Here is a 13044-nt window from a genome sequence, read left to right as displayed (position 1 = left end):
CGAAGGGACATCGGTGGCGTCACCTTGGCGTCACCGGCTGTTGTGTGACGTAATAGCGAGGTGGTCGGGCTGACTTGTGGCTCGGAATGCAGTTCGACTACGATTTCTGGCAGGCACGCAAGCATGTGCTGAAGGCAGTTAGAAGCGCCCCCGCAGCAGCGGCAGCGTGAACCTAGCAGAAATCATGGGAGTGTGATTTATGGCGTTGAGTTGCGGGCCAGGCATCAGCGCCCGTTCCTTATCGCGGATGGGCTTTACCGGTACCTGAAAGAGCATCGGGGCGAGGAACCTGTGGAGAGGGTTCTTCATCCTGAGCGCAAGCGCAAGTTATGCAATGAACTGCGTATGCGGCGTAAGGGCGTCGTACGACGGGTGCTGGTTCAATAACATGCCGGTGCTTGAAGACGCGTGCTGCCGTGCGCCCTTGCTGGTCACGAACGACGGGCAGCGCTGGGAGCTGTAGCCCCTATCATCGCGCGTCGCGGGGAATGTTCCTGAGGTTCCCCATCGTGTGTGCACCGCAGCGTGCACAACCAACCCGTCAGCTTTCGGCTTCAACAAGCGGCTTTTCGAAAAGGCCCCGGTATCGCCGTTGGCTTGAATGGTTTGCAAAACACATGTCTTCTTTGTCGGCCCTATCCCATTGAGGGGAAACGTCGGGGAACGATGTTTGGCGGTCTGTGGGGGATGCTCGATGTTCCCTCACATCGCCCGCAAAGGCTTATGGCATGAGGTTCAACGCCGTGGGGAGAGACTTATCCACGGACTTGTGCACAAAAAGTGGGGATAACTTCCTGGCCATCCGTATGGAATCCCAGGTTTAGCTACTCGGCAATCCCCGCGCTCGGCGCGCTCGCCGCCGAAGCCGCCGCCGCCGAAGCCCCACCCACCCCCGTCTCAACCGGCGGATTCCCCATGGCCTGGAACAACGCCGCCGTGTCTGTCAGCCGCGCGCTCGTATAGCGGATCTCGTCGAGCTGCGCGTTGCGAAACTGCTGCTCACTCGAGCGGGTCGACGCGACAGGCAGCGCGCCTAGCCGGTAGCGTCCGGAGGTTTCGTCGAAGACGCCTTGCGCCGAGCGCGCCGCAATATTCGCGGCATCCAGCGCTTGCGAGTCGTGTTCGAGCGCGGCCAACGTGTCGGCGACGTTCTGGAACGCGGCCAGCACCGTTTGCTTGTACTGCGAGACCGTGGCGTCGTAGGTATCGACCGCCGCACGTCGTTGCGCGAACAGGGCGCCGCCATGAAACAGCGGCTGCGACAGCGACGCTCCGATGCTCCAGATCGCGCCCGCGCCCGAGAGCGCGACCGGCCAGCTAAAACCGCCTTGTCCCATCGACGCGCTCAACGACAGACTCGGGAACATCTGCGCCGTGGCGACCCCGACGTCGGCCGCCGCGGCCTTCAGCGCGGCGTCGGCAGCCTGAATGTCGGGCCGCGAGCGCAGCAGCTCCGAAGGCACCACCACCGGTACCTGCTCAGGCACATGCAATTGCGCAAGCTCGAGATCGTCCGGCGCCGCATCAGGCGTTCGTCCGAGCAGCACCGCCAACGCGTGGCGCGTGCTCAGCCATTGTTGCTTCAAACCCGGCAAGCTCGCCGACAGACTCGCCGCGCTCTGTTGCGCGCTCAACTGATCGGCATGCGGGACCGCGCCCAGTGCATAACGACGCTGCGTGTCGCGCGCCTGATCGTTGGCGATCGTCACGAGCCGTTCGGTCGTCTCGATCTGAGCATGCAGCGCGGCGCTGGTGATCGCGGCCGTCACGATATTGGCGGCCAGCGCGCGGCGCGCGGCGTCGAACTGATAGGCCTGAACGTTGACGCGCGCGGCGAGCGCGGCATCGGCAAGGCGCGCGGCGCCGAACAGGTCGAAGGTGTAATGCGCCTGCAATTGACCGACGAAGACGTTGTACAGAAACGTGTTGGGTCCGATCTCGGGGATCGCCAGCGCGCGATTGCGGGTCGCCTGGCCGCCGGCGTCGATGGTCGGCAGCATCGAGCTGCCGATCTGCGCGCGCAACTGCTCGCGCGCGGCGGCGAGGCTTTTGTCGGTCGCGGCGAGCGTCGGACTGTTGCGCAGGCCTTCGTCGACCAAAGCGTTCAGCGTGTCCGATTGATAAAGCTTCCACCATTCGGGCACCGGCTTTGCGCCGACCACGAACTGCTGCGTGACGCCTTGCGCGGGCACGGTTTGCGTCGGCTGCGCTGCGGCGCCGTAGTGCGCCGGCTGCGGCATCGCGGGCGGCTCGCCGCTCGGTCCGAACGAGCAGGCGGCGAGCGCGCATGCCACGCCAGTGAGCGCGGCGAGGCGCGAATATCGGAAGAACGTGGGCGTGGTCATGCTCAATTCCCCGTATGCGTCGTGCCGGACGCGGAGGGCGTCTGCGGCTCGCGTTCATCGGCACGCACGCGGAACGACGTGGCGTACAGCGCGGGCAGATAGAACAGCGTGAGGATGGTTGCGCTCGTAATGCCGCCCATCAGCGCAGTCGCCATCGGGCCGAAGAAGTTCGAGCGCAACAATGGAATCAACGCGAGCACGGCGGCGGCGGCTGTCAGCGTGATCGGACGGAAACGCCGCACGGTCGCGCCGACGATCGCATCGAACCGCTTATGCCCGGAGGCGATGTCCTGCTCGATCTGATCGACCAGAATCACCGAGTTGCGCATGATGATGCCGAACATCGCGATCACGCCGAGCATGGCGACAAAGCCGAACGGCTGGCCGAACAGCAGCAGCGTGAGCACCACGCCGATCAGCCCGAGCGGCGCGGTCAGCACGACCATCAGCACGCGCGCGAAGCTTTGCAACTGGATCATCAGCAGCGTGAGCACGGCGATGATCATGATCGGCATCTGCGCATTGATCGACGTCTGACCCTTGCCGCTTTCCTCGACCGAGCCGCCAATTTCGATCCGGTAGCCCACCGGCAGGCTGCCGCGAATCTGGCCCAACGCTTTGTCGACGGCATGCGTGACGTCGATACCTTGCGCGCCGGGCGCGACGTCGGATTGCACGGTGATGGTCGGCTGACGGTCGCGCTCCCAGATCACGCCGTATTCGAGGTCGTTGCGCAAATGGCCGAGCGTGCCGAGCGGCACGGGACCGTTCGGCGTAGGCATGGCCAGCGTGACGAGTTGCGCGGGATCGACGCGCTCCGCCTTGGGCGCGCGCAGATCGACGCTGATCAGCTTGTCGCGTTCGCGGTACTGCGTGACGGTGTAGCCGGAGAGCGTCATCGCGAGGAAGCTCGAAATGTCTTCTGAGCTCACCCCGAGTTCGCGCGCTTTTTTCTGATCGACCTCGAAGCGCACCGAGCGCTCGGCGGGTTCGTCCCAATCGAACTGCACATTGCGGGTGCCGTGCTCCGCACGCAGCGTCGCGGCGACGCGCTCGGCGATCGAGCGCACGGTGGCGATGTCGTCGCCGCTTACGCGGAACTGCACGGGATAGCCGACGGGCGGTCCGTTCTCGAGGCGCGACAGGCGCGTGCGGATCGCCGGAAAGTGGTCGCGCAATTGCGGTTCGAGCCACTGCGCGAGCTTTTCGCGATCCTTTACCGACTTCGCCGTGATCACGAACTGCGCGAAATTGGGTTGCGGCAATTGCTGATCGAGCGGCAAATAGAAACGCGGCGCGCCGGTGCCGACGAAGTCGACCGTATGATCGATTTCCGGGCGGCCCACTAGCGCTTTTTCGAGCCGCGTGGCCTCACGCAATGTGGCTTCGAATGAGGCGCCTTCGGGCAGGCGCACATCCACCAGCAACTCGGGGCGGTCCGAACTCGGGAAGAACTGCTGCGGCACCAGCGTGAAACCCGCCATGGCCAGCACGAATAGTACGACTGTGATCGCCAGCACGACGAAGCGCCGCTCGATGCACCAGCCGATCCAGCCGCGCAGGCGCCGGTAGAAGCGCGTGTCGTAGATGTCGTGCTCGTGATCGTCGGGCAGATGTGTCTCGTGCGCCTCGCGTTTGCGCTCGGGCAACAGGTGATAGCCGAGCAGCGGAATCAATACCACCGCCGCAAGCCACGAGGCGATCAGCGCGATCGCCGACACTTCGAAGATCGACCGCGTGTATTCGCCGGTGCTCGACTTGGCCAATGCGATCGGCAAAAAACCGGAGACGGTGACGAGCGTGCCGGTCAGCATCGGAAACGCGGTGCTGGTGTACGCATAGGCTGCCGCGCGCGTGCGGTTCCAGCCTTGCTCCAGCTTCACCGACATCATCTCTACCGCGATGATCGCGTCGTCGACGAGCAGTCCCAACGCAAGCACGAGCGTGCCGAGCGACACCTTGTGCAGGCCGATATTGAACAGGTACATGCACAGCGCGGTGACGGCGAGCACCACGGGAATCGAGATCACGACCACCATGCCGGTGCGCACGCCGAGCGACACCAGGCTCACCACCAGCACGATCGCCACGGCTTCGGCGACGGCTTCGAGAAAGTCGTCGACCGAATGCGCGACCGCGTTCGGCATGCTCGACACTTCGACCAGTTGCAAGCCGGCGGGCAGCGCGCGGCGCAACTGGACCATCTGCTGATCGAGCGCCTTGCCGAGACGGATCACGTCGCCGCCCGGCTGCATGGTCACACCGATGCCGAGCACAGCCTTGCCGCCGGAGCGCATTTGCGTGACGACGGGATCGTCGTAGCCGCGTTTGATCGTGGCGATATCGCCGAGACGGAACGAGCGGTTGTTGATGCGAATCAGCGTGTCGGCGAGAGCGTTGACGTCCTTGAACTGGCCGGTGGGACGCACGAACACGCGGTCGTCGGTGGTGGTCAGCGTGCCGGCTTGCGAGACGCTGTTCTGCGAATTGATGGCCTGGCCGAGTTGTTGCGGCGAGATGCCCAGACGCGTGAGCTGCGTATTGGCGATCTCGATATAGATGTGTTGATCGGGATCGCCGAAATAATCGACCTTGCCGACGCCCGGCACGCGCAGCAGCACCGTGCGCAGTTGGTCAGCGTAGTCGTGCAGTTGCGCGGCGGAAAAGCCGTCGCCTTCGAGGGTGTAGATGTTGGTATAGACGTCGCCGAATTCGTCGTTGAAAAACGGGCCTTGAATGCCTTGCGGCAGCGTGGCCGCAATGTCGCCGACTTTCTTGCGCACCTGATACCAGGTTTCGGGCACGTCCTTGACCGGCGCCGAGTCTTTCATCGAGAAGAACATCAGCGATTCGCCGGGGCGCGAGTAGCTGCGCACGAAGTCGATCGCGGGCGTCTCCTGCAATTTTCGGCCGATGCGGTCCGTGACCTGTTCCTGCACCTGGCGCGCGGTCGCGCCGGGCCAGAAGGTGCGGATCACCATCACGCGGAACGTGAAGGGCGGGTCTTCGGATTGCGCGAGCCGCGTATAGGCGAGGATGCCGAAAGCGGTGGCGAGCGCGATCAGGAAAACGACCAGCGCCTGGTGGCGCAGTGCCCATGCGGACAGGTTGAAGCGTCCCTCTTCAGGCGTGGTGCTCATGAAGCGAAGTCCTCGGGATGCAGCGGTGCGATCGCACGGACTTTCTCGCCGGCGGTCACCGTATGCACGCCTTGCAGCACGACGCGCTCGCCCTCCTTGATGCCCTGGCTGATCACCACGGTGCGCTCGTTGTAGCGCGTGACCGTTACTCGGCGCAGTTCCAGCGCGTTGTCCGCGGCGCGCACGATCCACACGGCGGGCTGCGTGCCGTCGTGGAACAACGCGGTGGCGGGCACCGTAAACGAGCCGTTCTGATTGGCCGGAGTGTTCGCCGACGCGGCGAGTTCGATGTCCGCGGTCATGCCCAGACGCACGTCCGGGCCCGGGTTCTCGAGCGTGAGTTTGGCGCGATAGGTGCGGCTTTGCGGATCGGCGGCGGGCGAGAGTTCGCGCACGCGCGCGGCGAACTTGCGCCCCGGCAGCGCGGCAAGCGTGACATTGGCGGTTTGCCCGACGGAGAGCGCGGCGAGCGCGCTTTCCGGCACGTCGCACACCACGTCGATGTCGCCGCTCCAGGCGAGGTTGTAGACGGCCTGGCCCGCCGAGACGTTCTGACCGGTGTCGGCCTGCTCGGCGGTAATCACGCCGGCGTGATCGGCGGCGAGCGTGGTGTATTGCAACTGGTCTTTCGACAACGCCGCCTGCTGCGCGGCCTGATCGCGCTGCGCGACGGCGGATGCGTATGCGTTCGTGGTCTGTTCGAGCTGGGCAGGCGCAATCAGGTTCTCTTTCGCCTGCGCCTGATCGCGATCGAGTTGCTGCTTCGCATACACAAGACTGTGCTCTGCGGCGGCAAGCTGCGCCTGCGCGCTGGCAGCGTTCTTTTGCTGGTCGGCCGGATCGAGCCGGGCGACGATCTGCCCGTTCTTCACCACATCGCCGAGGCGCACGCGCCGCTCGACGATCTTCCCGCCGACGCGAAACGATAGCGGCGTCGAGTAACGGGCCTGCACTTCGCCGGGTAACGACGCTGCCTGCATCTCGCTGCCGTCCGCATGCACGGCGACAGCGACCACCGGACGCGGCTCGGGCGCGGCGGCTTCTTTCTTCGAACACGCGGCCAACGTGACGACGCCGGCAAGAACCAGAACGAATGCTGCGTGGCGCGGGCTTACGGGACGGCCACGCCGACGCGACTGCGGGCGCATCGCGGGCGATGCGGGAAAACCGGGACGCTTCACAATTACCCCAACTGGAGACAGCGAACGAACACGGCAAGCCGCAGCGGCCCGCCAGCGAAGACGCGTGGGCCATTATGCAATTGGCATGCGCATCTGACTTCGAATGACGGTTTGCATTCTAATACACACATGTATTTGAATGTTGGAGTGAATTCGGATTCTTTTCAGTGCTAGACTGGCGGCCATGAAACGGCAACGACTGACACGCGAGCAGAGCAAAGACCAGACGCGCGAGCGTTTGCTCGACGCTGCGCAAGCCATTTTTATGAAGAAGGGTTTCGTTGCGGCGAGTGTCGAAGACATCGCGGCGGCGGCGGGTTATACGCGCGGGGCGTTCTATTCGAACTTCCGCAGCAAGAGCGAGTTGTTTCTCGAACTACTGCGGCGCGACCACGAAGTCATGCAGGCGGGATTGCAGGCGATCTTCGCGGATGCGGCATCGCGTGAAGAAATGGAAGCACGCGTGCTGCGCTACTACAGCAATCTGCATCGCGAGAACAAGTGTTTCCTGCTGTGGGTCGAGGCGAAGCTGCTCGCGGTGCGAGACGGCCGTTTCCGGATTCGCTTTAATGCTTTCATGCACGAGAAGCTCGAGCAGTTGAGCGCGTATATCCGGGAGTTTTCGGCGCGTGTGGGCACGCCGATGGTGATGCCGCCGGAGACGCTGGCGATCGGCTTGATGGGTTTGTGCGACGGTGTGCAGTTTTTCTACACGGTCGACCCGCAGAACGTGCCGGCGGAGATGGCTGAAACGGTGCTGGCGGGGTTTTTTGCGCGCGTGGTGTTCGGGCGCGAACCGTAAGACGTAAAGCAGTAAAGCGCGGCGTCAATCTGCCGGCAACTGCGCGCAAGCGTCGGCAACCGGCGTTGCGCAGACGAACGAATACTGCCCGCTATAGCGCAGAACCTCTTCGCCCACATGCAGCACCACCTTGATGTCCGGGCAACGTTCGTACGCGATGAAAGCCGAACACGCCGCGGCGGACCAGCAGACCAGTGAAAATGCGATTTTTTCGAACAGCTGAAAACGATGTGTCATAGCAATTAACGATTGATTTCCCTTTCGGGGGCTATGATACCAGCATCCTAGGGTTTATACCTACTCCAAATCCGCAATAAACCTTGCAAGAAACCGCCCGGAGTTGACGCGAGCGCACTGGCAAACCTGTCCGGAATGTCATGTTAAGGTCAGGGTTGGGACATGATCGGGTCGATACAATCGGATCGTTGGGCAAACCCGCGCGCGCCTTGCCGCGCGGGTCGATACAGGCGTGAGGGTTGCGCCGGCCCGGCTTTACCGCGGCAGGAGTCGTCCCATGAACCAATTGCAGTCGATGCGCGTTTTCGTCAGAGTGGCCGACCTCGGTAGTTTCGTCCGTGCGGCTGGCGCGCTGGATCTTTCCACGGCGGTTGTCACGCGTCACGTCGCCGATCTGGAAGCGCGCCTCGGCACCCGCCTGCTCAATCGCACCACGCGACGCCTCTCGCTGACGGAGTCCGGCACGACTTATCTGGAGCGCGTGCGGCATATTCTCGACGACCTCGAAGGCGTGGAGCAGATGGTGGTGGCGCGCAATCACGAGCCGGTCGGCACTTTGCGCATCGTCGCGCCGGTGGTGTTCGGGCTGCATAGCCTCGCACCGGTGGTGCAGTCCTATGCCGCGCGCTATCCCGACGTCGTGCCCGATGTCACGCTCGCGGATCGCCACGTCGATCTGGTGGAGGAGGGCTTCGACGTCGGCATTCTCGCCACGCGGTACATGCGCAGCGCGAGTATCGTCACGCGGCGTCTAACCACCGGCTATATGACCGTCTGCGCGACGCCCGCGTACCTGGCGCAGCACGGTACGCCGACGCGGCCCGAGCATCTGCTCACGCATCCGTGTTTGAGCCGGCCGTCCGAGCAGGGCGGGGAAGAGCGCGTCTTTACCGGGCCGGACGGCGAAGTCCGCGTGCGCCCCACGAATGCGATCGTTGCGAACAATACGGAAATGCTCCGGCAGTTCGCGCTGCTGGGGATGGGCGTGGCGATCCTGCCGAGCTATCTGATCGGCCGCGATCTGGCGTCCGGGCGGCTCGTGCCGCTGCTCGCCAACTACCGTTTGCCGCAGATCGAAATCACGATCGCCTATCCGAGCCGCCTGCATTTGCCGGCGAAGGTGCGGACTTTCATCGACCATCTCGTCGAGCATTTCCAGCAGCAGGGCCAGCACGCGCGCGATCCGCGCACCGTGACGCCGGCGCGTTCGGCGGCGGAGGCCGCGGAGGTGATGACGGACATGGGCGATTTTCTGGAGCCGGAATCGTCCGCCGATGCAGCGCATCCTATGCCCAAGGCCGCGCGCTCGCGGATTGCGGCGTCATCGCCGTTCTGATGTCGCGTGCGAGGGGCGTGGGCGTTTGAAGGGGGCTGCCAAGGTTTCCGGCCAGCCGTGCGCTTGCCGGGCAGATGGTTCATCGTGGTTGAGCCACCTGGCCGCCAGAGCCATGGCGAACGACGAGATTGCCTAAATCCACACGTCGTTCACCGCGGTCCGTTCGCTGACTTCCTCGCCAGTATTCTTCACGCCGCGCGGCTCGATTAGCAGCAGCTTGACTTCGCGCTCTGCGTACGGCTTGTGCTCGGTGCCCTTCGGCACCACGAACATTTCCCCGGCGGAAATCAGCACGAAACCATCGCGCATGTCGATGCGCAGTTGCCCGTCGAGCACGATGAAGGTCTCATCGGTGTCGGCGTGCTCGTGCCAGATGAAATCCCCTTCGATTCGCACCAGCTTGAACTGATAGTCGTTCATTTCGGCGACCACGCGTGCTTGCCACTGGTCGTTGAAAAGCGCCAGTTTTTCCGCGAAATTGATGGACTGAAACGGCCGTTGAATGACTTGAGCGTCGGACATCGTCGTGCTCCTCCTGAGCGGTTATGTCAGGCTGGAAGCGTACGGCGCAACGGGCAGGCGGGTCTTGAACGTTTGTGCGCGCGGCCGTTCGGCGCCGCGCGATCAGGTATGCAGCCGCTCAACGGCTCGACGGCTCAGCGACTCAACGACTCAACGACTCAACGACTCAACGCGCGCCGGCGAGCCGACCATCTTCAGCCATTGCGCGGGTGCCACGCCCCATGCGTGCTTGAAATGCCGCGTCATGTGACTCTGGTCGGCAAAGCCGCTTGCGGCGGAGGCGTCGGCCAGCGGCACGCCTTTGAGCACCAGTTGCCGCACGAGATCGAGACGCCGCATGGTCAGATAGCGATGCGGACTGGTGCCGAACAGCGCGCGAAAATCCCGCGATAGACTCCAGCGGTCTCGACCCGCCGCGGCGGCAAGTTCGTCGAGCGTGACCGCGCGATCGAGCGACGCAAGCAGGTAATCGCGTGCCAGGGTCGCCGCGCGGTAATCCACCGACCGGGGCGCGTCCGGCGCGCCGGCCACCGCGGCGAGGGCGACGGCCAGATCGTGGAGCGCGCTGTCCTGTTCGAGCGGGTCGATGGCGCTATCCATCGCCTGCAACAGGCTCTCGGTGGCGGCAAAGAGGCGCGGATCGTTCGACAGGCCACCTTCCAGAAACGGCAGCGGCCTGCCGCCGAGCGCCTGCTGGAACAACGCCGGATCGACATAGACCATGCGGTAGTGGAAGCCGTCGCCGGTGCCGGCCTGGCCGTCGTGCGGTTCGTCGGGATGCAGCACCATCGTGCCGCCCGGCAGGCTGTTACGGATGCTGCCGCGATAGCGAAAACTCTGAACGCCGGCCAGCGTGCGGCCGATCGCATAGGTATCGTGCCGGTGCATCGCGTAGCCGGCCTGATGAAAGAAAGCCTCGATCCGTTCGATGCCGTTTGCACCGGCCGTCTGCGGCGAGCGGTAGATCCAGTCGGATTCGCGTTTCAGGCCAGGCGCGAGCCAAAGGGACGGCGGGCGGGAACGAGGCTGCGACGAACCCGGCTCCTCGCTCATGCCCCGAGTCCCGGGCTGTAATTGCCGCTGATCAGGCGCGTGACCGAGTTCACGTCGACATAGTCCTGTTCCGGCAAGCCGTCGAGCATCGAGAGGACCTCGTTGCTCGCGCCGGCTTCGCGCGCGGCGTCCACGAGTGCGTCTTTGTTGGTTGGAAACTGGACGGCGCCCAGAATATCGGTGATCTGGAGGTCAATCGATTCGCCGGGAATAGCCGATGCGGTCATGCAAACGCTCCTCGTAAGACGGTTGGGCGTGGCGCTAGCCGCTGGTTGAAAGCGCGCGGCTGACGTAACGCAATGGATACCGGCCCGCACATGCCGGTGCTGTAGCGCATGCGCGCCCTCGACCGCATTGCGGCTGTGAACGCCAGGCAGTGTAAAGCATGCAGCGCCGCGCACGTCTCTATGTGACAGGTCGCGTCAGGTCTGCAAGTGCTCGTTCTGCCCAGTAAAGCTCCGGTCGAGATGTCGCGATTTGGGCAGCGCGATATGTTCCCAGTGTTGCGGACGATTGCTGTCCGCGGCGGCGACATCCGGCGCCGCGGGGGCGACGGGTGCGGCGTTGGCGCGTTCGGCAAGACTATTGGCGGTCATGCTGTCCGGCGCGGTATGAACCGGCGCGGCAAAACAAGAGGCTGACAGCGTCACCATGGTCAACAGCGTCGAGGTTTTCATCACCCGACCTCCTAAGCTCATGCGGCGCTGACAATGGAGCAAGCGCTGTGCCGTCCCCGCGTCGAAAGGACGGCCCATGCTAAACGTGGCCTTGCGCGCCTAACCCATGCTGGATGGCGAATTTTGCAGCGCACGCACGTTCCCGACAAAACGGTATTGTCGATTCCAGATGATGGCAGAAACGCGGCGACTTCGCAGCAGCGCCGTCGCGAACGCTCATGCGCTGGACATGTTGCGCCGCCGCAAGCACGGTTCCTAACGCAACGCTTCAAAGCGCGTCCACGGCCACGACGGCCTGTCGCGCATGTAGCCGTTCAGCCAGTTCCACTGCGGATGCCGCTTCATGAACGCCTGCGCGTCGAACGGCCGCCCGCACGGATGGCCCCAGCGCGCGCTGAACGCCATCTCGCGCGCCATTTCGCTGTCGGCCACTTTGCCGTCGTTGGCGCCCCATGGGTTGAACGGGCCGTGATCGGTGCCGCCGAAGCGCGCGTCGTCCAGTTCCAGATGCCCGCAGATGGTGCGCGAGCACGGGTTGTCGTTGCGGTCGAGATAGACGTCGTGATGATCGGCGATCATTTCCTTGGCCAGCTCCACGTCGATCTTGCCGCGATGCATCTCTTCCAGTTGCATGAAACGCAGGCGCCGCGCGCCGTTCTTGCGCACATCCGTATAGTCTTCGCCTTCGCCCAGGCATTCCTGATTGCGGATCTTCAGATCGGTTGCGGTGTTGTAGCCGCTGTAGAAACCGTCCCTCGTGCTCTCGAAGCCGGAGAAGTGCAAACCCAGTTCATAACGCGCGATCTCGCCGGTCTTGGTGTCGCCCAGCAGCCAGCTGTTCGCGTAGCCGCCGTTATTGGCGATCGCGAACATTTCACACCATTCGCCGATGCTGTTCGCGTACTGCGATGCGCGCCGCGAGCGGTAGAACTCGGGCGCGCCGGCCGCGTTGTAGCCGGCGAAGTTGGAGATGGTGGTTTCCGTCACCATCAGGCCGGCCGCGGTCACCCAGAAATCCGTGAGGCTGGAGATGCAGCCGGGCAAGCCTTGCATGAGGATGCGGTGGCCCTGATCGGGCACGATGTCGAATACGACATTGAACGCGTCGCCGGCCGCGTAGCGGTCCCACGAGTTGTGCGCCATCACGATGCGGCCGTCGCGGGTCGCGCGGCCGGTGGCGATGAACGCGCTGCAGTGGTGCCCGCGCCGTCCGCGCCACGGTTTCATGCCGAGGTTCGGCTGCTGCTGCGCCGCGTGGGCCGGCCACCAGCTTTGCAGCAGATCCATGTAGCCGTTCCACGCCAGTACTTCGGCGAACGGCAGCTTGGCGCCGTCGGCGATACCCTGGATTTCGTCGGCGAATTCGGTGTCGAGTTTGTTGGCGAACTGCGAGACCGCGGCGTCGACGAACGTGTCGAAGTCTTCGCCGGTGTCCCACTTCGCGAGATAGCGGGCGGTGTGGATCGCGTTGCGGATTTCCGTGGCGAGCAACTGGCCGTGCTGCTCGCCGCGGTCGTAGGGCTCGCCTTCGATATGCACGAAAATCCAGCCCGCCTGGTCGCGGCGCACGGCATCGAGGGACGGTTCGCTCATCTTCGCTCCGATCGAAGGGCGGGCGTCTCGGTGCGCCCGTTCTCGCGTAACGCGCGCTGCGGGCATTCGCCGCAGCAGTCTGTCCATTGTAGAGAATTTGCCGCGCTTTGCACGGCACGCAAAGCGACGGCGGGCGCGATGCTGGATGGCTTTGCGCG

Annotated in this window: 11 protein-coding genes; 2 read left to right on the top strand and 9 right to left on the bottom strand. The window is 64.1% G+C overall.

What is annotated here, in order from left to right; all coding sequences use genetic code 11:
* Positions 1-824: 824 nt before the first annotated feature.
* Genes P0D70_RS31820 through P0D70_RS31810 form a run of 3 tightly spaced genes read right to left on the bottom strand, consistent with a single transcriptional unit; the run spans position 825 to position 6633 of the window.
* Positions 825-2345, bottom strand: coding sequence for an efflux transporter outer membrane subunit (locus P0D70_RS31820; protein ID WP_408187400.1), 1521 nt, complete (start codon positions 2343-2345; stop codon positions 825-827).
* Between the two features lie 2 nt (positions 2346-2347).
* A complete protein-coding gene (locus P0D70_RS31815; protein WP_408187399.1) occupies positions 2348-5485 on the bottom strand; it encodes an efflux RND transporter permease subunit in 3138 nt (1045 codons plus the stop codon).
* Positions 5482-6633: an efflux RND transporter periplasmic adaptor subunit gene (locus P0D70_RS31810; protein ID WP_408187398.1), complete on the bottom strand. Its 1152-nt coding sequence runs from the start codon at positions 6631-6633 to the stop codon at positions 5482-5484. The genes P0D70_RS31815 and P0D70_RS31810 overlap by 4 nt, the downstream gene beginning before the upstream one ends.
* A gap of 217 nt (positions 6634-6850) precedes the next feature.
* Here P0D70_RS31810 and P0D70_RS31805 point away from each other — a divergent pair, with 217 nt between their 5' ends.
* The gene (locus P0D70_RS31805; RefSeq protein WP_408187397.1) at positions 6851-7468 is read left to right on the top strand and encodes a TetR/AcrR family transcriptional regulator; all 618 of its coding nucleotides are present in this window, start codon (positions 6851-6853) and stop codon (positions 7466-7468) included.
* Between the two features lie 24 nt (positions 7469-7492).
* On the opposite strand, the gene P0D70_RS31800 is transcribed toward P0D70_RS31805, so the two are convergent.
* Positions 7493-7705 carry a hypothetical protein gene (locus tag P0D70_RS31800; protein WP_091793701.1) on the bottom strand — a complete coding sequence of 71 codons (213 nt, stop codon included), beginning with the start codon at positions 7703-7705 and terminating at the stop codon, positions 7493-7495.
* A gap of 277 nt (positions 7706-7982) precedes the next feature.
* On the opposite strand from P0D70_RS31800, the gene gvmR reads away from it, so the two are divergent.
* Positions 7983-9041 (top strand): transcriptional regulator GvmR, encoded by a 1059-nt coding sequence (gene gvmR, locus P0D70_RS31795; RefSeq protein WP_408187396.1) that lies wholly within the window; start codon positions 7983-7985, stop codon positions 9039-9041.
* 132 nt (positions 9042-9173) lie between these two features.
* Here the strand turns inward: gvmR and P0D70_RS31790 are convergent, their stop codons facing one another.
* The 5 genes from P0D70_RS31790 to P0D70_RS31770 form a co-directional block, all read right to left on the bottom strand.
* Positions 9174-9563, bottom strand: a complete 390-nt coding sequence (locus P0D70_RS31790; RefSeq protein ID WP_408187395.1) for a cupin domain-containing protein — start codon at positions 9561-9563, stop codon at positions 9174-9176.
* Positions 9564-9713: 150 nt separating this feature from the next.
* Positions 9714-10616: an AraC family transcriptional regulator gene (locus P0D70_RS31785; protein WP_408187394.1), complete on the bottom strand. Its 903-nt coding sequence runs from the start codon at positions 10614-10616 to the stop codon at positions 9714-9716.
* The gene (locus P0D70_RS31780; RefSeq protein ID WP_091793707.1) at positions 10613-10843 is read right to left on the bottom strand and encodes a DUF2795 domain-containing protein; all 231 of its coding nucleotides are present in this window, start codon (positions 10841-10843) and stop codon (positions 10613-10615) included. The genes P0D70_RS31785 and P0D70_RS31780 overlap by 4 nt, the downstream gene beginning before the upstream one ends.
* 195 nt (positions 10844-11038) lie before the next feature.
* Positions 11039-11293: a hypothetical protein gene (locus P0D70_RS31775; protein ID WP_091793709.1), complete on the bottom strand. Its 255-nt coding sequence runs from the start codon at positions 11291-11293 to the stop codon at positions 11039-11041.
* Between the two features lie 255 nt (positions 11294-11548).
* Complete coding sequence (locus P0D70_RS31770; protein WP_091793711.1) at positions 11549-12886, bottom strand: C45 family autoproteolytic acyltransferase/hydrolase; 1338 nt, start codon at positions 12884-12886, stop codon at positions 11549-11551.
* Positions 12887-13044 lie beyond the last annotated feature (158 nt).

The sequence above is a fragment of the Paraburkholderia sp. RL17-381-BIF-C genome, assembly GCF_046026435.1.
In the GTDB taxonomy this organism is placed as follows: Bacteria; Pseudomonadota; Gammaproteobacteria; order Burkholderiales; family Burkholderiaceae; genus Paraburkholderia.
The sequence above is the reverse complement of the archived record's forward strand: the minus strand, read 5'-3'. Positions and strand labels throughout refer to the sequence as shown.